We start from the raw sequence: 22790 nt of genomic DNA, 5'->3' as shown, positions 1-22790 counted from the left end.
CTAACAGCGCGCAACGGGCAATGTTCCAACTATGCGGGCGGCCTGATCGCAGGTTGTCACGCGCATTGCGGGAGGAACTTTGTTGAAGCAGGGAACAAACCTTTTGTYCCGCAGTTCGGAAGCCCAACGCCACATCCGCAAGGAGTTCTCGTGAAACGTGTACTGATTACTGGGGGCTGCGGTTTCATCGGCCGTCATGTCGCCGAGGAGCTCATCGAATGGGGCTATGGGGTGCGTATCCTGGACGTGCTCCTGGACCAAGTGCATGGGAGCGAAATCAGCATTCCACCTGGCACCGAGYTGATAAGAGGCGACGTGCGCGACAAGGACTTGGTCGCCGAGGCGGTATCCGATGTCGATGCCGTTATCCATCTCGCTGCGGAGGTCGGCGTCGGCCAATCCATGTATGAGATCWCCCGCTACGTAGGTACCAACGATCTCGGCACCGCAACCCTGCTTGAGGCGTTGATCAAGAAATCGGTCGAACGCATTGTCGTCGCATCGTCGATGAGCATCTACGGGGAAGGCCTCTACGAGACACCGGACGGGCGGCGTGTTGATGACGCCCGTCGCAGGCCAAGCGACATCAGGAACGGTCAATGGAACCCGTTATCGGCTGCCGGCGAAAGGCTGTCGCCGATTCCTACTGACGAGCAGAAACGTCCTGACCTCGCCTCGATTTACGCGCTGACCAAATATGCGCAGGAGCGCGCGGTGTTGATTTTCGGCCAGGCATATGGAGTGGATGCGGTGGCATTGCGCCTGTTCAACGTCTTCGGCGCAGGACAGGCGCTGGCCAATCCCTACACCGGTGTGCTCVCCAACTTCGCGTCGCGGCTTGCCAACGGCAAGCGACCAATAATCTTTGAGGATGGCGAGCAAAGGCGCGATTTCGTCCATGTACGCGACGTCGCCCGCGCTTTCCGGCTGGCCTTGCAGCAGCGCCAGGCAGCTGGCCATGCAATCAACATCGGCAGCGGACGCTCGTATGCCATCAGCGAGGTCGCCCGCCTGCTTGCCGAAGCGATGGGGCTTCCGAAGCAGTCACCGGAGATCCTCGRCAAGGCGCGTTCGGGCGACATTCGCAACTGTTTTGCCGATATTGCTAAGGCGCGCGAACTGCTCGGCTTCGATCCGAGTCATCGGATTGAGAACTCCCTCGGTGAATTCGCGACGTGGGTTGGCAATACTGTGGTCATCGACCGCGGTAGCGACATGAGGCGCGAGCTTGAGGAGCGAGGGCTGGTGTCATGAGCGAGCGGCACCGCAAGCTTCACAAAGCGCCAGTGGCCGTCATCGGCGGCAGCGGCTTCATAGGATCAAACCTGGYCGACAGCCTGTTGTCGGATGGCGAGCCGGTGCTGGTTATCGACAATCTCAGCCGCCGCGGCGTCGAACAGAACCTGGAGTGGCTAGCGCGAAAACATGGAAGCCATCTCAGCATCGAGACCGTGGACGTGCGCGACAAAGGCAGGCTGGCTTCGGCGCTGACACCAGCAAGGGCGATCTTCCATTTGGCTGCGCAGACCGCCGTGACCACGAGTCTGCTCGATCCTCGGCAAGACCTCGACATCAATGTCGTGGGCACATTTAACGTGCTCGAAGCGGCGCGCCGCGTGGGCGCACCGGTGATCTTCGCAAGTACAAACAAGGTTTACGGCAGCCTGCAGCAGCTCGTGGTGCGGGAGACAGACGATCGTTACGAACCGCGTGACGACGCCATTCGCGCCAATGGAGTGGACGAGACGATCGGCCTCGATTTCTGCACGCCTTATGGCTGCTCCAAGGGCGCGGCGGACCAATATGTGCTCGACTACGCCAAATCCTACGGGCTACCGACTGCGGTGCTGCGGATGAGCTGCATCTACGGACCGCGCCAGTTCGGCACCGAGGACCAGGGCTGGGTCGCGCATTTCCTGCTGAGCGCACTCTGTGGCCGGCCAATCACCATATACGGCGACGGAAAGCAGGTGCGCGATATCCTGCATGTGTCGGACGCGGTTGCCGCCTATCGCGGCGTGCTCAGCAGGATCGAAGACCTGAAAGGCCAAGCATTCAACCTCGGGGGCGGACCGCGGAACACTGTCAGCCTGAGCTCGCTGCTGTCGGAAATCGCMGCCATGACCGGCCGCGACATCGTGCTCCGCCACGACCGGGAACGTACCGGYGACCAGCCCTTCTTCGTCGCCGATACCCGTAAGATTGAGGCCGCGCTCGGCTGGCGAGCCAATGTCCCGTGGCGCGAAGGCGTCAGCGATCTTGCCGGCTGGCTGTTGCAGAATCGCCTCCTGCCGCGCCTCGAAACGGCGAGGTACGTCGCGTGAAAGTCGCACTGGTCAACCCGCATTGGACATATGAGCACAGCATCTATTTCGGCTGCCGGCAGCCGCATTTGCCACTGGAGCTTGGGTACTGCAAAGCCCTGCTGGAGGCCGACAGCCACAGTGTGCTGATGCTGGATGGGCAGCTGCAAGATCTCGATAATGCTGCGCTTGCCGAGCGGGTGGCCGTATTCGAGCCGGACATGACGGTGGTCACGACCGCGCCGACTTACCTTTTCTGGCGCTGTGCACCGCCGGAGTTGCGGGTGCCGGCAGAATTCTTGAGACGTCTGGGCACGCGCGGCGGCCGAACCGTTGCCGTCGGACCGCATGGCTCAGCCACGCSCGCCCCCACCCTGCGAAAGCTTGGCGTCGATGTCGTTGCGCGCGGCGAATGCGAGGAAGTGGTGGCAGAGCTCGCTGAGCGGAGCGACTGGAGCGCGGTCCCTCACACGGCGCGGCTCGACAGCGGCGTRCTGGCCTGCAACGGTGGCGTAAACGTCAGCCGTTTCGCCGACCACCCGGCACTTCGCTGGCCGTTAGACTGGGTTGGCGCCCATTCGCACCATCATCATCGGTTCGACGCGGACCAGAATGGCGCCGGCGCAGAAGTAGAGGCTTCGCGGGGCTGCCCCTACAATTGCAGCTTCTGCGCCAAAATCGAATTTCGCGACGCCTACCGGCGCAGGAACCATGACGCCATCGTTGCTGAAATCGACGGCCTGATCGCCCAGGGCGTCGGGTACATCTATTTCATAGACGAGATCTTCCTGCCGCAGAAGGCATTGCTCGAGGCATTGGTCGATCGCGATGTGCTATTCGGAATCCAGACGCGCATCGATCTTTGGAAACCGGAGCTGCTGAAGTTGCTTGGCGAGGCCGGCTGCGTGTCGATCGAAGCCGGGCTCGAAAGCCTGACCGTCGAAGGCCGCGAGATGCTGGCCAAGCGCTGCCGGCTGGGGACCGAGGAACTAGCGGCGCTGCTGGTCGATGCCCGCCGGCATGTGCGTTTCGTCCAGGCCAACCTGATCGGCGTGGTCGAGGACGACCCTGCGTTGGTGGAATATTGGCGCAGGTACCTCATAGAGCACGGTGTCTGGGCCAACGAGCCGGTGCCGCTTTATCCCTATCCAAGCTCGCCCAGCTACCGCGAGCTCTGGGGCGAGCCCGACGATTTGGCCTGGGAGCGCGCGCACGAGCACTATCTCGCATCATTCCAGACATTCAGCGACATCCAGGACCAGCGCCCGCGCGCCCTGGCCGAGTTGGAGTCCTCATGCTGCAATCATTGATCCATCGCCCGAGGCGCATCCTCATGACCACCGATGCGGTCGGCGGGGTCTGGCGCTACTCGCTCGACTTAGCGCGCGAGCTCGCCGCCCAAGGCAACAGTTTGGTGCTTGCCGGGCTGGGGCCAGAGCCTTCAGAGGAACAGGCACGAGAGGTGCAGTCCTTCGCAACGCTCACATGGCTCGATACCCCCCCGGACTGGATGACCCGCAACGAGAGCGATCTCGAAGGCTTGCCCGGCGAGCTTCGGGACCTTGCAAGGGCCAATGCTGTCGACCTCGTTCACCTCAACGCACCGGCCCAAGCGGCAAAGCTCGATCTGCCGTGTCCCGTCGTCGCGGTTTCGCATTCCTGCATAGTGACGTGGCTGCATGCGGTACGCGGTCAAGTCGCAGCGGGGGCCTGGGCCTGGCATAAAGACCGCAACAGGGCTGGTTTCAATCGAGCCGAAGTCGTAGTTGCACCCAGCCGAAGCCACGCCGACATGCTGGAGGCCTGCTACGGGCCGCTCGCGCGGCTGAGCGTCGTACACAACAGCGCCCTCGCCGGCCCTATAGCATCGCGGCGCAAGCCTTTCGTCTTCGCAGCCGCCCGCTGGTGGGACGAAGGAAAGAACGCGGCGGCGCTGGACGCCGCGGCCGCAGTTATCGAATGGCCGGTCTATGCCGCCGGCCCGCTCGACGGTCCGGATGGGCAGAGGGCGTGTTTCGATCATTGCCTCGCGCTTGGCCCGATCGGCCATGCCGAGACGCGTCGGCAAATGGCCCGGGCCGGCATTTTCGTTTCGACATCGATCTATGAGCCCTTCGGGCTTGCCGCTCTGGAAGCCGCACTCTCGGGCACGCCACTGGTGCTCGCGGACATTGCGACCTATCGAGAGATTTGGGACGGCGCGGCCATGTTCGTCGACGCGCGCGAGCCGCATTCGCTTGCCGAATGCATCGCCCGCCTCTCCCGCGACGGAGGATTGCGGCGTCAGCTCGGCCGGCGCGCCGCTCGGCGGGCGCGCAACTTCTCGGTGCAGGCACAGGCAATGGCGATGCRCAAAATCTATGATCAGGCTGCGATCGCGGCTGCAGGGCGCTGATCATGCATTTCGTTTTCTACACGCATTCCGTCGTTTCCGATTGGAATCATGGCAACGCGCATTTCCAGCGCGGTATCATGCGCGAGCTCATTTCGAACGGACATCATGCCCTCGCACTCGAGCCCGCGGACGGATGGAGCCGTTCGAACCTGCTGGCCGAGCAAGGGCCTTTCGCTATCGAACGCTTCCGGAAGGATTTTCCCGAACTCGTTCCCGTGACCTATGATGCTTCTTTCGACCACGAAGCATGGATTGCCGACGCGGACGTGGTGATCGTCCACGAATGGACTGACCCGGATCTGGTCGCACGCATCGGAAGAGCGAAGCTCTACGGCGGCAATTTCACGCTGCTGTTCCACGACACGCATCATCGCGCAGTATCGGCGACGCAGTCGATCTCTGCACTGAGCCTTGAGCATTACGAGGGTGTTTTAGTCTTCGGTGAGGCGTTGCGGGAGAGCTATCTTCGAGCCGGTTGGAGTAAGCGAGTTTTCACCTGGCATGAGGCGGCGGACGAACGGCTGTTCAAGCCGTCTTCCGATGTCGATCGCGTCTCGGACCTGATCTGGATCGGCAACTGGGGCGACGACGAACGCAGCTCTGAAATCCAGGAGTTTCTCGTCGAGCCGGCGCGCGAGCTCGGACTGTCGGGAACCGTTCACGGCGTACGCTACCCCGCGCACGCGCGTGCCGAATTGGCCAACGCGGGCCTTAGCTACGAGGGCTGGATCGCCAATGCCGATGTCCCGAAGGTCTTCGCACAGCATCGCGCCACGGTGCACATTCCGCGCCGGCCTTACCGGGAACACCTGCCCGGCATTCCCACAATCCGCATGTTCGAGGCATTGGCCTGCGGCATTCCTCTCATCTCAGCGCCCTGGTCCGACGTCGAAGGGCTGTTCCGTCCCGGCAAGGATTTCCTTTTTGCCCGCGACGGCGCGGAGATGCGGCGACACTTGCGTGCTGTGCTGCATGACGCCCAGCTAGCAGAGGAACTGGCGGCAGCCGGGCTGCAAACCATTCTTGCGCGGCACACATGCCGGCGCCGCGCGCGCGAGTTGTTCGACATACTTGCCGCATGCGGCAATCGCCATGCGGTCGACAAGATGYCAGCAAAGGAGGCCGTCGCGTGAAGATCGCCTTTTACGGATCGAGCCTGCTATCGTCCTACTGGAACGGCGCAGCCACTTATTATCGGGGCCTGCTGAAGGCACTTTCCCAGCGCGGCTACGAAATCGTTTTCTATGAACCGGACGCCTTCGATCGGCAGAACCACCGCGACATCGAGATCCCCGAGTGGTGCGACGTCGTCGTCTATGAAGCGACGCCGGATGCTCTGATGCAGGTCGCGTCCCGCGCCGCGCACGCTGATATTGTCGTCAAGGCAAGTGGCGTCGGCTTCGAAGATGAAGCGCTGATGCGAGCCGTGCTCAATSACGCCCGTAACGACGCGCTCACGGTGTTCTGGGACGTCGACGCCCCTGCGACGCTCAGCGAGTTGCGAAAGGATCCCGACCATCCACTCCACGAAGAGCTGAAGAGGATCGGGCTGGTCCTGACCTATGGCGGCGGCGATCCGGTCGTGCGTGAGTATCGAGCGCTTGGCGCGGCCGAATGCGTGCCGGTCTACAATGCGCTCGATCCCGAAACGCACTACCCGGTCGCCGGGAATCCGCGTTTCGCCTGCGATCTCGCCTTTCTCGGTAATCGCCTGCCGGACCGCGAGGCGCGGGTCGAATGCTTCTTCCTTCAGCCAGCTCGCGCATTGGCCAGCCAACGATTTCTGCTCGGCGGGTCCGGCTGGGGTGACAAGCAATTGCCTGCGAATGTCTCGTGGCTCGGCCACGTTGGTACACGCGATCACAACGCCTTCAACGCCACGCCAAAGGCGGTGCTGAACATCAGCCGCGACAGCATGGCCAGCAACGGCTTTTCGCCGGCAACACGCGTTTTTGAGGCGGCTGGTGCGGGGGCATGTCTTATCACAGACGCTTGGGTCGGCATCGAGATGTTCCTGAGGCCCCGCGAAGAAATCCTGGTCGCGCGGGACGGCACGGAAGTCGCCGAAATCATGCGCACGCTTACGCCACGGCGAGCGAAGGCGATCGGCGCAGCGGCGCGACGCCGTGTTCTGGCCGAACATACCTACGCGCTGAGGGCTCGACTGGTTGACGCGATCTTCAAGGCGCGTTTCCAGGGCCGTACCGTGGAGGCTGCGGAATGACGAAAGCACTCAATATTGTGATCCTTGGCCTTTCGCTGTCATCTTCCTGGGGCAATGGCCATGCGACCACGTTCCGGGGGCTGTTACGGGCGCTCAACCAGTTCGGTCACAGCGTCACATTCCTCGAACGTGATGTGCCTTGGTACGCGCATCAACGCGATCTGCGCGACCCCGATTTCTGCAACTTACGCTACTACGACACCGTCGACGAACTCCGTCGCAACCATAAACAGGCCCTGCAGCGCGCGGATGTTGTGGTTGTCGGCTCGTTCGTACCTGAAGGCCGGGCAGTGATCGACGAACTCGCGTCGATTTGCACCGGGCAATTCTGCTTTTATGACATCGACACGCCAGTGACGCTCGCAAGGATTATCGAAGATGATTGCGATTATCTCGCCCGTCGGCAGATTCCCTATTTCGACATCTATTTCTCCTTCACGGGCGGACCGACCCTCGATCGCTTGGAGCTCGAATTCGGCGCGCGTCGAGCGGAACCGCTCTATTGCTCCGTCGACCCCGAGCGGCACCATCGGACGCGAAGCAAGATCAAATGGGATCTCGGCTATCTCGGCACCTACAGCCCGGACCGGCAATTATTGCTGGAAGCGCTACTGGTCGAACCAGCGCGAAGGCTGCCGGAACAACGATTCGTGGTCGCCGGTTCGCAATATCCTCCCGACATCACTTGGCCTCCCAACGTCGAGCGGATCGAGCACCTGCCCCCCGCCGAGCATGCCGCCTTCTACAGCATGCAGCGGTACACGCTGAACCTGACACGCGCGTCGATGATTGCGGCCGGTTGGTCGCCCAGCGTGCGGCTTTTCGAGGCCTCTGCTTGCGCGACCCCCATCATCAGCGATCRCTGGCCTGGCCTCGAAAGCTTCTTCCCGAAATCTGCGATTCGGACGGCTGGTCGCGCAGAAGACGTAACCGGGATCCTCCTCGGGCAATCGGACCGGGCAAGGCTCAGCATGGCCAGGCAGGCTCGCTCGATAGTCCTGGCGAGACACACCGGAGCCGTTCGGGCACGTGAGTTCACTTCCGCGCTGACGCAACCGGCACGGATACGCCCGGTGCTCGATCTGCATGTCGAAAGTGCAGCGTGACAGGCACATAGGAGAACATAGAGATGCGGCGTTCAAGAAAGCTTCAACAGACACAGACGGTGCTTGTCGCAGGCGGCGCCGGTTTCCTCGGCTCGCACCTATGCGAGGCCCTGTTTGATAGCGGCTATCACGTGATCTGCGTCGACAACTTTCTGACCGGACGGATGGAGAACATCGCTTCACTTATAGGCCAATCGCGCTTTCGACTGATCGAGCACGATATCTGCAGTCCTCTGGAGCCAGGTGAACCGATCGGCCGCATTTTCAACCTGGCATGCGCCGCATCGCCGCCCCGCTACCAGGCTGACCCGGTTCACACTACACGTACCTGCGTAATCGGAACGCTTAACTTGCTTGAGCTTGCCGTCCACGACGGCGCACGCTTCTTGCAAGCCTCAACCAGCGAAATCTATGGTGATCCTAAACAGCACCCGCAACGCGAAGACTATCTCGGCCATGTGAATTGCATCGGTCCGCGCGCCTGCTACGACGAAGGCAAGCGTACGGCGGAGACGCTTTGCTTTGACTATCTCCGAGCCGACATGGCTGACATTCGTGTCGCGCGCATCTTCAACACTTATGGTCCGAGAATGGACCCTGCCGACGGCCRCATTATCTCGAACCTAGTCATGCAGGCACTCGAAAGGCAGCCGTTGACGATATTTGGCGACGGCCGACAGACGCGATCCTTTTGCTACGTCACCGATTTGGTCGACGGGCTGCTGAGCCTCATGGACATCGAGCCTAATCCGCGCCAGCCGATCAACCTCGGCAACCCCGGAGAATTCACGATTCTGGAGGTGGCAGGCCTGGTGCAGGAACTGACCGGCACCAGATCGACCATGAAATTCCTGCCCTTGCCGGAGGACGATCCTCGACGACGGCGCCCTGATATAGCTCGAGCGAAGGCGCTTCTTGGCTGGTCGCCCAAAGTGCCCCTCAGGCAGGGCTTGCTGCAAACCGTAATGCACTTCGCCGACCTTGATGACACGTCGATGGTGCCGGCGATCTCGACGAACGGCAGACCTGGCGCGCGCAGATCAGGAAAATTCAACTCCAAGGCCCCGGATTCGGCCAGCGTTCTTWTCGCCCAGGCGGAACATCCGACTGCGGTTCTGGTTGGACTTAAAAGCCAGCGAGGAGAACGTAGTCGTGAAGCCGAAGCGATCAACCAAAGACATCGAGCAGATGGCGGCCGCGCAAACAGYCGCCTTCCTGCGACGAGCCTCCATCACGTACCTCGAATGTTGCGTCAGCCTGATGATGACGCACCTTCAACGCGAAGAGGTTGCCGCAATCCTGGAACAGGAAGCTGACATGCTGCGCAGGCTGGACTAAGGCCACYGGATCCCACGGACAGTTTCGTTCCAGATTGCCGCACCGATCTTTGCACGAGCTCCTTGCCGAGAAGGAGAGCTGGTATGAGTCTCAGCACGATCCTCATCATCATTCTCATCTTGCTCTTGATCGGCGCGATCCCGACTTGGCCGTATTCGTCGGGTTGGGGCTATGGACCTTCGGGCCTGGTCGGCGCCCTGCTTGTCATCCTGGTGATCCTGGCTGCCATGGGCAGGATTTGAGGCATCTGTCTCGCTACCRTCCTCATTCGGTCGACTGGCTGACAGCATCGGAGGCTTGCCGTATCGGCTGCTGGGTTTCGGATGCAACTCGCACCTCAGCAAATTTTCTTCACAGCGGACGATCCACTTCTGATCCAAAGGCCAGCCAGGATTAGTGCAGCTGCCAAGTAGAACGCGCTAGCACCCACCCACATGAATAAGCCTCCAAGCTGCTGGTCTTCCAACGCTGTCAGGTTCCATTGCGGCGCTGCCGAGTTCCTGGCGATAAAGATCTCATTTTTCGACAGAGCCAAAATCGCGCCGAGCAGCCCACAATGCATGGAGGTGAAGAACAAATAAAATAGCGAAGCGCCGTAGCCCTTCCGGCGCGCTCGGCCATTGAGCAAAGCCCACCAGAAGATCAACGCGCTTGCGAGGAAGCTGAAATGCTGCAGCCAGTGTATCGGCGTGCTCGCCAACGCAGCGTCGAACAGAACTGGYATATGCCACAACCAGATGGCGAGGCCGTGCAGGATCGTTRCGGAAACCGGCTCTGTCAGACTTCGCCATATGGTTCGAACAAATGGCCATCGTAACGCCCCCGCGAGCTGTTGCCGAATGGTGGGAGGAAATGCCCACAGTGTGGCGCCGAGCGGCCGCGAGAGGACAAGCGGAGGAGCTGCTGCGACCATCAGGATCTCATGTTCTATCATGTGCGCCGCGAAGAGCCGCTCGCCCAATCCATGCAGAGGCGACAAGAAAGCTGCGAAAAGTAGTGCCCACCCCGCCGCGAAGCAGCCCGGCTGYCACCACGCGATGCCATGCCCGGCTCCTGCCTGTCCCCAAAGCCGCGCCAAGYCACCAACGTAGAGCAGCAACGCGAGGCCAAGCGGGGCGACAGTCATATCGGGAGGGAACCAGCCGTCAGGGTGCTGTTCAGCGCCATGTGCGAATGCGGCGCCCGGAACCAGCACGATGCACAGCCCCGCAACCAGCGTCCTTGGCAATTGTCCCTTTTCGATGCTGGGGACGACCCGCATCAGAGCCTCGGCAGCCAATAAAGGACTGCATAGAGCGGCAACCACGACAGGACGACAAAATACCAGTAGAACGCATTGTCCTCTGCATCGCTGAAGCGTTTGCCGGACCCATGCCGCGTGAACATCAGTACGGTCAGGACCAGCGTGTCGGCGACGTCGGTCAGCACATGCACGCCATGTAGGCCGAGAAGAAGCCAAACAAAGGAAGCGTAGGCGTTGTCGCTCCAGCGCACCGGCAAGACCGAAAATTCCATGATGCGCAAGCCGACAAGCACCAGACYGACCGCGCTCATCACCAGAAGCAGCAGACGGACCGAGCGCAAGCTCTCCTGCATMGCTGCCCGCCTTATCAGAAAATTCGGCAGCGCGCTGACTATCAGGATGAGCGTGAACGTCGCGGACCAGGTTAGATCCAAAGGAACAGCGTCCTTTGCCCAATTGCTGTTGGTGACGGCTAGATAGAGATACCCGCCAATGCCAAGTGCGAACCCCGTCCCCTCCAGCAGGCAGAAGGAAAGGGTTCCCCACCAAGGCGTGACACGCGAACCGAAGGCGTAGGTAGGCAAGCCGGAGACATCCATGATGGTGCGGTCCATCTAGACGTTCTCCTCGGTAGTTTTCGGCCAGAACCAGGCGATCAGCACAATGGCAACGACAGGCGAACCCCAAGTGATCGCCCATGGCGTGTAGATCGAACCGATGAAGGCGACGGCAGTGGCGAACGCCGCCAGAAAAGGCCAAATCGACGGCGCCGGCGATTCCTCTCTAATGTCAGGCCGCGCCTCGGTGATGCTCGTCACGATCAGCTCGCGCTCATCGACTTTAAGACCGCTGACCACCGGCCTGTCGTCGCCCTGGCTCCATAGCGGCGACGCGCCTGTGACGTAGGGAATGCGGTCGAAATTCTGCGGCTGGGGCGGCGAACTGGTCGCCCATTCCAGCGTGTCGGCGCCCCACGGATTGTCGCCGGCAAGAGAGCCCGAGCGGGCATTGACTGCCATGTTGTAGAGCATGAGCAGGAAGCTCACGAAGAACAGCAGCGCACCGGCGCTGGCGAGCAGGTTGAGCCCGCCCCAGCCCATTTCTGCGGGGTAGGTGTAGACCCTGCGCGGCATACCATGGAGGCCGAGCAGGTGCATGGGAAAAAAGGCTGTATTGAAGCCGATGAAGGCAAGAGCGAACTGCCATTTGCCGAGCCGYTCGCTCATCAGCCGACCCGTGATCTTAGGGAACCAGTAGTAGACGGCAGCGACAATTGGAAAGACAGTCCCGCCTATCAGCACATAGTGAAAATGGGCGACGACGAAATAGGTGTCGTGGACCTGCGCGTCGATCGGTACCGACGCCAGCATGACACCCGAAAGCCCACCGATGACAAAGATGAAGAAGAAGCCGAGCACGTAGATCAGCGGCGTCTTCAACACCGGCTTGCCATCCCAGAGCGTAGCGATCCAGCAGAATATCTGCACGCCGTTCGGAATGGCGATCGCCATAGAGGAGGCGGTGAAGAATGCAGCGCCTACCTGCGGCAACCCTGTCACGAACATATGGTGGACCCATAGGCCGAACGACAGAAAGCCGATCGCGATCAGCGACAAGACCATTGGCAGATAGCCGAACACCGGCCGTCTGGAGAAAGTTGCAACGATCGACGAGACGAAAGCGGTCCCGGGCAGGAAGATAATGTAGACTTCCGGATGGCCGAAGAACCAGAAAAGGTGCTGCCAGAGCAGCGGATCGCCGCCCGCTTGAGCGTTGAAGAATTGCGTGCCGACCAGCCGATCCATGATCAGCATCGACGAGGCGAGCATGACCGCCGGCATGGCGAAGATGATGATGAAGGAATGGACCAACATGGTCCACACGAAGAGCGGGATGCGGTCAAGCGTCATGCCCGGCGCGCGCTGCTTCAGAACYGTAACGATGATCTCGACTRAGACCGCGAGCGCAGCAACCTCTGTGAAAGTGATCATCTGCGCCCAATAATCAGGCCCCTTGCCGGGAGTGAAATCCAGGTTCGCGAGCGGCACGTAGGAGAACCAACCGACATCCGGGCGAATGCTCAAGGCGAAGCCGCCCCATAACATCAGTCCGCCGAACAGATAGACGTAGTACGAAAAAGCGTTGAGTCGCGGAAAGGCAATGTTGCGCGTGCCGACCATAAGCGGCACCAGGTAGACGGCGAACGCCTCGCCGACCGGCACTCCGAACAGGAACATCATCGTCGTGCCATGCATGGTGAAGAGCTGGTTATAGAGCTCGGCACTGACGAGGTCGTTGTCAGGCCGCGCAAGTTGCAGCCGCATAATCACCGCCAGGATGCCGCCCGCCAGCAGGAAGGCGAAGGCGGTCACGGCATAGCGCAGCCCGATGATCTTATGGTCGACGGTCGAAAGAACGCCGATCAAACCACGCGTAGTGCCCCAGGTCTTGGCCAATCGAGCGCGCAGTTCTTCGTCGCCGAGTTCGGTGTCGCGGATCTCATGGCGCACTTCGATCCCAAGGCTCATTGCGAACTCTCCAACAAAGCGGAGGTGAAGACGCGTTGCTTCGTGAGAAAAGCGGTCGGCTTTGCCGGCGCGGCTTGGCCGATGCGCCAGCGTTCGAATTCGTGTGGCTGCAGTGCCACGACGAAGATCGCCATATGCGCGTGCTGCTGACCGCAGAATTCGGCGCATTGGCCGCGATATACGCCGGGCTTGCTTGCTTCAATTCGGAGCTCGTTGCTTTTGCCGGGGATGAGATCAAGCTTGCCAGCGAGGCTTGGTATCCAGAATGAATGAATGACATCTGCGGTCATGAGCTTGATGTCGACTGGACTGCCAACCGGAATACGAATCTCATTCGCCGTTTCGAAGCCATTGTCGCCCTCATAGCGGACCTGCCACCACCACTGATGCCCTATTACCGAGATCGTCAGCACGGCACCGGCACCGCTCCCGAAAATCGTTCTTTGTCCGCGGAAGCTGAGCACGGCCAAGCCTGATAGAACGATGGCGCTCAACGCGAGCATTCCGGCAAAGGCGACGATCATAGGCCGCTTGACGGCTGGACGCACTTCAGCAGATTCGCCGCGACCGTCTCGCCGGCGGGTTAGCGCCAGGAGCAGGCCTGCCATAGTGAGGAGCCAGACAAAACCGAGTATGGCGGTAAAGGTCCAGAACAGAACAGCAACCGTGTCGGCTTGCTCGCTATGCGGATCGAGAGCCGACTGCGCACCGGCGCAGCCTGATAAGAGAGCGTATCCGCCGACAGCACCCAGGAGGCTGGCCAACCTCGCCCTTAGACAGGCTTTGAGAACAAGAGGGAGCGCGGGATCCGCAACCCTCTGTTGCTGTTCCGCGTTGTTGGGGTCGTCCGTTGCCGAGGAGGCGCATCCGTGAGCCTGAAACACGACGCCAGAATTTTCCGCGAGCCGGGATTCTACGTGGCGACGCTCCTCGCCTTCTGCCTGGTTGGCGGCGTTCTTCTGTTTTGCGGCATTTACGCGCCTTAGCTGCAGCAGCAAACGCCCGGGGCGGTCGCCGCACCCAAAATTCTGGATCTCGTGAGCCGGCCGGAAGTCCATTCAGCGTGGTAACCCGCGGGAGAGGATGCTTCATCGGTTGTCCGCTTTCACGGTCCGCCCGTGCTTGAACAGACAGAGCGAGAGAAAGTTCCTTAAATCGACCTCGGTCTTCCTTGCGCAATATGTGCCCTCGCCGTCTTAGCCGAGATTCTGCGAGGCTCCGAGACGCGCTTCATTGCGAGCCTTCGGATCGCTCGGAAAAATAGGCCGAAACTGCTCGTATATCATYATCCGTGAGACGTTGGGCCGCGGTCGCCATGATGCGCCAGAACTGCGTGCCGCCCCGGCTCTCGGACCTGAATAGCTTCAGCTGCTGTTCGAGGTATGCGGCATGCTGACCGTCAAGCCCCGGAAAGACCGGGTTTCTGTCGGAACCGATGTGGCACCCAGAACAGGCAGGCACGTTCCGTTCTGGAAATCCAGCCTCTGCGATTTGCTGTCCTTTGTTGATTATCTCGCCCGGGCTTTGACCGCGACCCATGGAGATCGGCGGTTGTGTCGCAAAATGCCTGGCAAGCGCGTCCATTTCTGCCGGGGAGAGGCCGGTCGTCGGCAAAGCCATGAAGCCGCTCGTGCGATCTCCGCTGGCAAAGGCCTGGAGGCTGGAGCGCAGATAGGCTTCTTTTTGGCCARCCAGGGCGGGCATGAGATCACCCCTGCCCTCGCCGCGGTCTCCGTGACAGCGCACACAGTCAGCGAGTGCGCCCGGAGCGCCAGGGTGCAGTTCGCTGCCAAAGGCAAGTGCCCGAAATTCGTCCATATTGAGTTTCGGAAGTTCCCGCAGGAAGGCGACCATTGCCCAAATCTCGTCATCGCGGTCGCGGGCCGGCCAGGCCGGCATGCCCGTGAAGCGTATTCCATGCTTGACGATCCGAAACAGTTGAGCGTCGGTCCAATCTCCGACAGTCCGTGCGAGATCCGGCGGTTGCGGAAGCATTCGCAGCACCGCCGCAGATCGGGGCTCGCCAGGTGCGCCGTGGCAAATCGCGCAGCCTCGCGCAAAATGCCCGGCAGCGGCCGGCAACTCTCGCCTGTCCAGAGTTTTCGGAGCGGTCACCGTCAAAGCGTATGTGCGCACGGCCGAGCGCATGGCGAGATCGAGGAACCAAGCCGTCACCTTCCAATGGCCGGTGCTGGCGCCAACATTGAAAAAGCCGATCCAGGCTACAAACAATATCAGCACAGGCAGACCGATGGAGCCGAAGAGGACATGCTTCAGCCGGATGACCGTCGGCTGGTTTGCCACCCTAGCGATCTCATCTTCTTCACCGGACTTGGCACTGGATGGCTGTGGCCAGGGACGGATCCGAGAATCTGGCATCATTGCAAGGCTTTCAAATAGCGCGCGATCATCTGAACATCGGTTTGTGGAAGCATATCGAATGCCGGCATTTTCACGCCTGGTTTCACCAGGTCGGGTCGGGCAATGAACTGTGCAATGGCTTCATCGGTATTCGGCAGGATGCCGGYGCCRATCRCTCTTCGCGATCCGATATGAGACAGGTCCGGGCCGATCGTCCCGTGGGCCTCACTGCCTCTTATGGTGTGGCACGCGCCGCAACCGTTGCGCAGGAACAACCCTAGTCCACTATTCGGCTGGTATTGCGATCCGGCTTGCTCTTTGGCCCGCTGCGCAATTCCGATTGTCAGGAATGTCGCCACCACCGCAGGCTCGAAGGGCCGCGCACGCCGGTGCTCGCTCTCTGCTGCACCGGGAAACCAGAGAGTGCAGCCCATCAGCAGGAAGACGGTGAGGTTTGAGAACATAGTACTTCTCCCGCGCTTTAACTGGGGAGGTTGGGTAGGGTTCCATGCGGTTTGCCGACGATCATGAAACCTGCTGGATCGGCACAACCGACCGCCTTGCGGCTTTCCAAAAAATGGGAAGAGAAATGTCAGATATTCCTGCTGAGGAAGTTGAGGGCCGGCTGAACGCAATTCGGCTGATCGTCACCTTCCTGCTGGCGGAAGCTGCCCGAGTTTCGGGCAATCCCGAACGCCTGTTCAAGAAAATGAGGACGAACTGCAGCTTCACAATCACCAGGAAGACCCCGGTTCATTTCCTTCCAAGGCCTTGCGATCGAGGCCGCCCTAACCGGTGAGCTAGTCTAAAGTTGATCGCAGACCGAGCGAGAGGCCAGCTGAAATCCGAATAACTGCCTCTTCGAGCAACACCCAGCCTCCCAAAGCGCGCCCCCTGATCAGAGCAGGGAAGCGACGGCAGCCGTGACGCAGGTGAGCGACAGAAAGCGCATCGGCCATGGAGTGATGCGACGCTTGCGCCGTCTGCTGACGGTGGCCGACGCAAGCCACTATTCGGCTTCGCAATTTTTCCGTCCGGCGAGGAACATTCGAGGCTGATCGCAGTTCGGCAGCGAGGAACTTACCTCCAACAACAGAGGCGAAGATTTCGTGACATCGAAAAAGGTTCGTATCGGCATTGTCGGTATYGGCAATTGCGCATCCTCCCTTGTGCAAGGCCTCACCTTTTATCGGCAAGCAAATTGCAACGAGCCGATCCCGGGGCTGATGCATACGGATCTCGGTGGTTATCATGTCGAAGACGTCGAGATCGTCTGTGCCTTCGACGTCGCCAAGAACAAGGTCGGGCGCGATGTGGGCGAAGCAATTTACACCGCCCCGAACAACACCTTCCGYTTTGCCGAAGTGGCACCGATGGGCATCCGCGTAGCACGTGGACCGACGCTCGACGGTATCGGCAAATACCTGCGCGACGAGATTGAGGAAGCGGATGAACCTGTTGCCGACGTGACCGCAGGCCTTCGGGAAAGCGGAGCCGAGGTTCTGGTATCCTATCTGCCGGTCGGGTCGGAAGCGGCCACCCGCTTCTATGCCGAATGCGCTTTGGCGGCCGGATGCGCTTTCGTCAACTGCATACCGGTCTTCATCGCTTCGAGGCCGGAATGGAGACGGCGTTTCGAAGAGCGCGGTCTTCCGCTTGTCGGCGACGACATCAAGAGCCAGGTCGGCGCCACCATTGTTCACCGTCTGCTCGCCAATCTGTTCCGGGAGCGCGGGGTTCGTATCGACCGGACCTACCAGCTCAACTTCGGYGGCAACACCGATTTCCTCAACATGTTGGAGCGCGAGCGGCTGGAATCGAAGAAGATCTCAAAGACGCAATCGGTCACCAGTCAGATTGATGTCCCGCTCGAACCCGGTAACATTCATGTCGGGCCCAGCGACCATGTGCCTTGGCTCACTGATCGCAAATGGGYCTATATCCGCGTCGAAGGCACGACTTTCGGCGGTGTACCCCTGAATGCCGAGCTCAAGTTGGAAGTCTGGGATTCGCCCAACTCCGCCGGAGTGGTGATCGATGCCATACGCTGCGCGAAGCTTGCTCTCGATCGCGGCATTGCAGGGGCGCTGACGGGGCCTTGCAGCTATTTCATGAAATCACCGCCGCAGCAGTTCACCGACGCTGAAGCCCGCCTACGGACGCTCGCCTTCATCGCCGGCAGGGACGAGCCGATGCTCGACGCCGCGGAATGACCACGACCTTCTTCCTCGTCCGGCATGCCGCGTATGACAACCTTGGCTGTTACCTGGCCGGCCGTCTGGAAGACATCAAGCTTTGTCGCGCCGGCCAGGCACAGGCGCGACGTCTGGCGCGCCGAATGGCGAGGGAGTCGCTTGCCGCGATCCTGAGCAGCCCACGCAAGCGCACGTTGGAAACCGCGAAACCCATCGCCGTCGCCTGTAGCATCGAGCAAATCTCGATCCGCCAGGAACTGGACGAAATCGACTACGGCGCATGGTCCGGCAAGACGTTCGAAGAACTCAATGCTGATGCCGCTTGGCGGCGATGGAACCACCAGCGACACGACGCCCGCACGCCAGGCGGCGAGACAATGCACGATACGCAGCAACGAATTATCGGCCTGATGAATGTGCTGCGTCAGCAAACCCCAAACCGGTGTGTTGCGCTGATCAGCCACGCAGACGTGATCAAGGCTGCGGTGTGCCAGGTCCTTGGCTTGCAGCTGGGCGACTGTTTCCGRTTTGATGTCGAGCCCGCCTCGATCACCACAGTCGTCCATGGCGACTGGGGCTCAAAGCTCATCCGCCTCAACGAAGTTGCCTGATGGAGCTGCCCAATGCGGATGGTGATCTTCGGCCTCACTGTCACCTCCTCTTGGGGAAATGGTCATGYCACGCTCTGGCGCGGGCTAATACGTGCACTAGCGCCACTTGGCTGGCGCATCACGTTCTTCGAGCACGACAAGCCCTATTACGCCGGCRCTAGAGACCTGGACCATCTCGATGGCGGCGCTTTGGTGCTTTATGGCGCTTGGAGTGACATTGCCGACGCCGCGGCGATCGCCATCCGGGACGCCGACGTCGTCATCGTTACATCCTACTGTCCGGACGCCATCGAAGCTTCACGCCTGGCGCAAGAGAGCCGTCCTAGGCTCAAGGTATTCTATGATCTCGACACCCCGGTGACGCTCGCGCGCATCGAGCAGGGCGATCAACCGCCCTATTTCGGTCCGGAAGGACTTCGCAATTTCGATCTGGTGCTGAGCTACACTGGCGGCCCAGCGCTCAATGCACTCAAGACCGTTCTGGGCGCGCGTCTCGTCCTGCCGCTCTATGGACATGTGGATCCTCAGCACCATCGACCGGCGCAGCCCAGAGTGGAGTTTGCCGGCGATCTGTCGTATCTCGGCACCTATGCTGAAGATCGCCAGGCAGGCGTCGAGAAACTGCTGGTCGCGCCCGCAGTCCGGAAGCGCGATTGTCGCTTCGTCATAGGCGGCGCACAGTATCCGCAGGATTTTCCTTGGAGCGACAACATCTTCTTCGTCAGGCATCTGCCGCCTGCCGACCACCCGGCGTTTTTCTGTTCGTCACGCCTCACCCTGAACGTCACCCGCGGGGCGATGGCACGGAAAGGTTGGTGTCCGTCGGGCCGGCTGTTTGAAGCGGCAGCTTGYGGCGCCGCGATCATTTCCGATGCGTGGGAGGGCCTGGACAATTTCTTCGAACCCGGAAACGAAATCCTGCTCGCACATTCCACCGACGATGTGGTCGCCGCGCTCRATTTGTCAAACCGCGAGCTCGCAGCACTACGGCGCCGAGCGCACGAACGCGTTCTCGACGAACACACATCCGCGCGCCGCGCTGCGGAACTGGACAAAATGCTGAACGATGCCGCTGGGGCGTCAGCAAACGAACCGATGAAGGAAACCGTCTGATGTTGGGTATCGTGCCTGCGGCAGGTCGCGGCAGYCGCATTCAACCGCTTGGTTTTTCCAAGGAACTGCTGCCGGTGGGCAGCCGGATGGACGGGCAAACCGAGCGTCCCTGCGCGGTGAGCGAATATCTGGTGCGCCGGATGATGCGCAACGGCGTCGACAGAATCTGCTTTATCATCGGTTCGGGTAAGTCGGACATACTCGAATACTATGCAGCAGGCTATGAGGGCGCGGCTGCCATCTTCGTGGCGCAACCCTCTCCGATCGGCCTTTGCGATGCGATCTTCCGCGCCGCCCCCCTCGTTCCATCGGACGAGACAGTCCTCATCGGTCTGCCGGATACAATCTGGTTCCCCGAAGACGGTTTCTGCCATCTTCCAGATGACCGGCTGTCATTTCTGCTGTTTCCTGTAGATCGGCCGGAGCTTTTCGACGCCGTGGTCGTCGATCAGGATGCCAGGGTTGAGGAAATCCAGGTCAAGCAACGCAATGCAGCCTCCGACTGGGTTTGGGGCGCGTTCAAAATGCCTGGCTGCACCTTTCACCGGCTCGCGGCGCTGTGGCGCGCGCGGGATGGTCGCGATGAGTATTTCGGAACGCTGATCAATGCGTACCTGTCCGTAGGAGGCCAAGCGTGGGGCATCAAAGCGGGCTCGGCTTATGTCGATGTCGGCACGTTCAACGGCTACCGAACGGCGCTCCGGCTGCTTGAAAGCTATGACGCGGCGGATGGCACCTCGATGCCCRCACCGCCGATCCGTTCGCAGGTGCCGTCCTTGGCAGGCGAAGGAGGCTGATCATGCTGCATTCCCATGCGGAAATTCGCCGCCGCATCGATGCGCTGGGGYCTTGGTTCCATAACATGGAACTGGCCGGCGTGCAGACAGCACCCAACCATTTTCTCGGCAACTACCCCTTGATCAAATGGCAAAAATTCGCGGATGYGATCCCGGCTGACCTTTCGGGCAAGTCGGTACTCGATATCGGCTGTAACGCCGGCTTCTATTCCATAGAAATGAAGAGACGTGGCGCCGACCGCGTACTCGGCATTGACTTCGATGCGGACTATCTGACGCAGGCGCGTTTTGCTGCCGAAATCGTGGATTGCGACATCGAGTTCCGCGAGCTGTCGGTCTACGACATCGGCGCGCTCGGCGAAACCTTCGATATCGTGCTCTTCATGGGCGTGCTCTACCACCTTCGTCATCCGCTACTAGCGCTTGACCTGATCCGCGAGCACGTCGCGCGCGATCTGATGATCTTCCAGTCGATGCGACGCGGAAGCAGCGAAGTCCTCACGCTTCAGGAGAACTACCAATTCTGGACGCATGATCTGTTCGATCGACCAGAGTTTCCAAAGCTRCATTTCATCGAGCATCGCTACGCGGATGACCCAACCAACTGGTGGATCCCGAACCGCGGCGGCATCGAGGCAATGCTACGCAGCGCAGGTTTCGAAATCCTGCTTCACCCGGAAGACGAAGTATATTTCTGCCGCGTGTCCGGTGAGCCGGCCGGTGAAGGAGCGGTCTACCCGTCGAAAGGACAAAATGATGATTGAAGCCGCGATGATCTGGAACGAGCCCAACAACAAGTCGCATTGGGACCCCGAGCTCGATCCGGACTGGAGCCGCTTCGCCAACATGGYCATATTGGCAGCCGACGCGATCGGGCTCGAAAATCCCGCGATCACCAGAGTTCTTGGCGGCATTTCGCCCATCGATGCCGGCTTCATGTCGCTGATGAAAGGGCATGGCGTGCTGGATCACGTGGACGCCGTCGCCGTGCACGGATTCCCACTGGACTGGAATCTTTGGAACATTCACGAGTGGCCGCAGAAGCTCGGTGAGATCTCCCAAGTTACTGACCTGCCGATTTGGGTCAGCGAAGCCGGTGTGTCGAGTTTCGGCGCCGAGGAGGTTCAGGTCTGGGGCCTGCGACGGACGGCAGAACTCCTCCGTGGAAATGCACCCCGCGTCCAATGGTACAGCCTATATGATTTGCCTCACGCGTGGGGAGCGACCACCCGCCATCGAGAGGTAGAAGGCTCCTCCTATTATCGACATTTCTACATGGGTCTGTTGCGCGAGGACGGCACACCCAAGCCGGYCCTCGACGAGTTCCAGCGCCACACTCCGGAAATGGGGATCGTCCAGTGGTTCCATTTCGAGGACCATCGGCTGCACGATGCTGTCGCCTGGATGAAGCGGCTGGGCGTGACTAACCTGCGCACAGGCCTTTCCTGGGCAGACAGCTTCAGGCCGAATGCCCTCGATTGGTTTGACCGCCAGATGGAAGCCCTTGCAGATTTCAACGTCACCGTCACTTTCTGCTTTACACCCGAACATCGAGGCCTGCAGCCACATCATACCAGCCCTCCACAGTTGGCCGAAGAATTCGCTGAATTCTGCTCAAGCATGATGCGCCGCTACGCACCTRGCGTGTGCAGCACCGCGACGCCGATGCGGCGGGTCTCGGCCGCATGAGKCCGCAATGTCGTCCGCCGAACAGTCATCAAATCCGCTGGTAGAATTCGCCACACGGCTGACCGGCAACGACATCGATCTAGGTGCCCGTGTGACAATTGTTGTGGCGCACCCAGATGATGAAACGATCGGCATCGGCGGCCATCTTGCCGCGCTGCCCGCCTGTCGTATCGTGCATGTGACCGACGGAGCGCCGCGCAATCTTGCCGACGCAAAAGCACATGGTTTCAGGACCTGGCAAGACTATGCTTGTGCCCGGCGTGAGGAATCGGTCGCTGCATTGTCAGCGGCGGGTTTGTCGGCGGCAAACCTGACCGGCCTTGCCTACCCCGACACTGAGGCGGCCAAGCATCTTGTCGCAATTGCGCAGGAACTGGCCTGCCTTTTCGCCGCCGCGGAGACGTGTTTTGTCTGCACCCATCCCTTCGAAGGCGGACATCCCGATCACGACGCCACTGCGTTTGCGGTCCATGCGGCATGCCATTTGCTGCGCCGCGACCGGTGCGCGGCRCCAACCATCGTCGAGATGGCATTCTATGCGGCGGGGCCGGRGGGCCCGATCTTCCAGGATTTCGTCGACGATCCGGGGTCGGATCGCCTCGAGGTCTGCCTAACCGAAGCGGCCTTTCGGCTCAAGCGGATCATGCTGGCCAGCCATAAGACGCAGCAGCGGACACTTGCACCGTTCTTCGGGTCGACCGAGCGGTTCCGCTTAGCACGCGCCTACGATTTCCGGGCACTGCCCAATAGCGGAAGGCTCTACTATCAATCGCTGCCGTTAGGCTTCGAGCCTTCGACGTGGCTGAGCGCGGCGGCCACCGCACTTGAGGAGCTTCGGCTCGATCAGCCATGACGCTTACCGTGCTCAACGTTGCCTATCCACTCGC

The 22790-nt window shown here is 60.7% G+C and carries 23 protein-coding genes; 17 read left to right on the top strand and 6 right to left on the bottom strand.

Annotated features, from left to right (window positions below):
* The first annotated feature begins 150 nt into the window (after positions 1–150).
* The 9 genes from ORS3428_RS18400 (at position 151) to ORS3428_RS18360 (ending at position 9608) form a co-directional block, all read left to right on the top strand.
* Complete coding sequence (locus ORS3428_RS18400) at positions 151–1254, top strand: NAD-dependent epimerase/dehydratase family protein (RefSeq protein WP_071099723.1); 1104 nt, start codon at positions 151–153, stop codon at positions 1252–1254.
* Positions 1251–2324: an NAD-dependent epimerase/dehydratase family protein gene (locus tag ORS3428_RS18395; RefSeq protein WP_071099722.1), complete on the top strand. Its 1074-nt coding sequence runs from the start codon at positions 1251–1253 to the stop codon at positions 2322–2324. The genes ORS3428_RS18400 and ORS3428_RS18395 overlap by 4 nt, the downstream gene beginning before the upstream one ends.
* Positions 2321–3613 (top strand): TIGR04295 family B12-binding domain-containing radical SAM protein, encoded by a 1293-nt coding sequence (locus tag ORS3428_RS18390; RefSeq protein WP_071099721.1) that lies wholly within the window; start codon positions 2321–2323, stop codon positions 3611–3613. The genes ORS3428_RS18395 and ORS3428_RS18390 overlap by 4 nt, the downstream gene beginning before the upstream one ends.
* Complete coding sequence (locus ORS3428_RS18385) at positions 3598–4698, top strand: glycosyltransferase family 4 protein (RefSeq protein ID WP_083355197.1); 1101 nt, start codon at positions 3598–3600, stop codon at positions 4696–4698. Before ORS3428_RS18390 ends, ORS3428_RS18385 begins: the two co-directional genes overlap by 16 nt.
* A gap of 2 nt (positions 4699–4700) precedes the next feature.
* Positions 4701–5831 carry a CgeB family protein gene (locus ORS3428_RS18380; protein ID WP_071099719.1) on the top strand — a complete coding sequence of 377 codons (1131 nt, stop codon included), beginning with the start codon at positions 4701–4703 and terminating at the stop codon, positions 5829–5831.
* The gene (locus tag ORS3428_RS18375) at positions 5828–6922 is read left to right on the top strand and encodes a CgeB family protein (protein ID WP_071099718.1); all 1095 of its coding nucleotides are present in this window, start codon (positions 5828–5830) and stop codon (positions 6920–6922) included. The genes ORS3428_RS18380 and ORS3428_RS18375 overlap by 4 nt, the downstream gene beginning before the upstream one ends.
* Complete coding sequence (locus ORS3428_RS18370; protein ID WP_071099717.1) at positions 6919–8028, top strand: CgeB family protein; 1110 nt, start codon at positions 6919–6921, stop codon at positions 8026–8028. Before ORS3428_RS18375 ends, ORS3428_RS18370 begins: the two co-directional genes overlap by 4 nt.
* 23 nt (positions 8029–8051) lie before the next feature.
* Entirely contained in the window at positions 8052–9344 is a 1293-nt protein-coding gene (locus ORS3428_RS18365; RefSeq protein ID WP_071099716.1) for a UDP-glucuronic acid decarboxylase family protein, read from the top strand.
* A gap of 105 nt (positions 9345–9449) precedes the next feature.
* Positions 9450–9608: a DUF3309 domain-containing protein gene (locus ORS3428_RS18360; RefSeq protein WP_071099715.1), complete on the top strand. Its 159-nt coding sequence runs from the start codon at positions 9450–9452 to the stop codon at positions 9606–9608.
* A gap of 95 nt (positions 9609–9703) precedes the next feature.
* Here the strand turns inward: ORS3428_RS18360 and ORS3428_RS18355 are convergent, their stop codons facing one another.
* The 6 genes from ORS3428_RS18355 to ORS3428_RS18330 form a co-directional block, all read right to left on the bottom strand.
* Positions 9704–10627, bottom strand: a complete 924-nt coding sequence (locus tag ORS3428_RS18355) for a cytochrome c oxidase assembly protein (RefSeq protein WP_083355196.1) — start codon at positions 10625–10627, stop codon at positions 9704–9706.
* A complete protein-coding gene (locus ORS3428_RS18350; RefSeq protein WP_071099714.1) occupies positions 10627–11223 on the bottom strand; it encodes a cytochrome c oxidase subunit 3 in 597 nt (198 codons plus the stop codon). Before ORS3428_RS18350 ends, ORS3428_RS18355 begins: the two co-directional genes overlap by 1 nt.
* A complete protein-coding gene (gene ctaD, locus ORS3428_RS18345; protein WP_071099713.1) occupies positions 11224–13137 on the bottom strand; it encodes a cytochrome c oxidase subunit I in 1914 nt (637 codons plus the stop codon).
* Entirely contained in the window at positions 13134–14195 is a 1062-nt protein-coding gene (gene coxB, locus ORS3428_RS18340; protein WP_071099712.1) for a cytochrome c oxidase subunit II, read from the bottom strand. Before coxB ends, ctaD begins: the two co-directional genes overlap by 4 nt.
* Before the next feature lie 172 nt (positions 14196–14367).
* The gene (locus ORS3428_RS18335) at positions 14368–15441 is read right to left on the bottom strand and encodes a c-type cytochrome (protein ID WP_244508028.1); all 1074 of its coding nucleotides are present in this window, start codon (positions 15439–15441) and stop codon (positions 14368–14370) included.
* Between the two features lie 74 nt (positions 15442–15515).
* A complete protein-coding gene (locus tag ORS3428_RS18330; protein WP_071099711.1) occupies positions 15516–15962 on the bottom strand; it encodes a c-type cytochrome in 447 nt (148 codons plus the stop codon).
* 44 nt (positions 15963–16006) lie between these two features.
* Here ORS3428_RS18330 and ORS3428_RS33070 point away from each other — a divergent pair, with 44 nt between their 5' ends.
* The 8 genes from ORS3428_RS33070 (at position 16007) to ORS3428_RS18295 (ending at position 22756) form a co-directional block, all read left to right on the top strand.
* On the top strand, positions 16007–16297 hold the full coding sequence (locus ORS3428_RS33070; RefSeq protein WP_131802916.1) for a hypothetical protein: 291 nt from the start codon (positions 16007–16009) through the stop codon (positions 16295–16297).
* A gap of 310 nt (positions 16298–16607) precedes the next feature.
* Positions 16608–17711, top strand: a complete 1104-nt coding sequence (locus ORS3428_RS18325; RefSeq protein ID WP_071099710.1) for an inositol-3-phosphate synthase — start codon at positions 16608–16610, stop codon at positions 17709–17711.
* Positions 17708–18304 (top strand): histidine phosphatase family protein, encoded by a 597-nt coding sequence (locus ORS3428_RS18320; RefSeq protein ID WP_071099709.1) that lies wholly within the window; start codon positions 17708–17710, stop codon positions 18302–18304. The genes ORS3428_RS18325 and ORS3428_RS18320 overlap by 4 nt, the downstream gene beginning before the upstream one ends.
* 12 nt (positions 18305–18316) lie before the next feature.
* On the top strand, positions 18317–19417 hold the full coding sequence (locus ORS3428_RS18315; RefSeq protein WP_071099708.1) for a CgeB family protein: 1101 nt from the start codon (positions 18317–18319) through the stop codon (positions 19415–19417).
* Positions 19417–20214 carry a sugar phosphate nucleotidyltransferase gene (locus ORS3428_RS18310; protein ID WP_071099707.1) on the top strand — a complete coding sequence of 266 codons (798 nt, stop codon included), beginning with the start codon at positions 19417–19419 and terminating at the stop codon, positions 20212–20214. Before ORS3428_RS18315 ends, ORS3428_RS18310 begins: the two co-directional genes overlap by 1 nt.
* Positions 20215–20216: 2 nt before the next feature.
* A complete protein-coding gene (locus ORS3428_RS18305; RefSeq protein ID WP_071099706.1) occupies positions 20217–20978 on the top strand; it encodes a TIGR04290 family methyltransferase in 762 nt (253 codons plus the stop codon).
* A complete protein-coding gene (locus tag ORS3428_RS18300) occupies positions 20971–21903 on the top strand; it encodes a beta-xylosidase (RefSeq protein WP_071099755.1) in 933 nt (310 codons plus the stop codon). Before ORS3428_RS18305 ends, ORS3428_RS18300 begins: the two co-directional genes overlap by 8 nt.
* 7 nt (positions 21904–21910) lie before the next feature.
* The gene (locus ORS3428_RS18295; protein WP_071099705.1) at positions 21911–22756 is read left to right on the top strand and encodes a PIG-L deacetylase family protein; all 846 of its coding nucleotides are present in this window, start codon (positions 21911–21913) and stop codon (positions 22754–22756) included.
* The last annotated feature ends 34 nt before the right edge of the window (positions 22757–22790 follow it).

The sequence above is a fragment of the Mesorhizobium sp. ORS 3428 genome, from assembly GCF_001854785.1.
GTDB lineage: Bacteria > Pseudomonadota > Alphaproteobacteria > Rhizobiales > Rhizobiaceae > Mesorhizobium.
Note: the sequence above shows the minus strand (reverse complement) of the source record. Positions and strands in the feature narration are given on the sequence as shown.

What these genes read in the sequence shown, in the direction of transcription:
- coxB (WP_071099712.1), bottom strand. Translation starts at nt 14,195, where the DNA reads ATGGACTTCCGGCCGGCTCACGAGATCCAGAATTTTGGGTGCGGCGAC.
- ORS3428_RS18360 (WP_071099715.1), top strand. Translation starts at nt 9,450, where the DNA reads ATGAGTCTCAGCACGATCCTCATCATCATTCTCATCTTGCTCTTGATC.
- ORS3428_RS33070 (WP_131802916.1), top strand. Translation starts at nt 16,007, where the DNA reads ATGCGGTTTGCCGACGATCATGAAACCTGCTGGATCGGCACAACCGAC.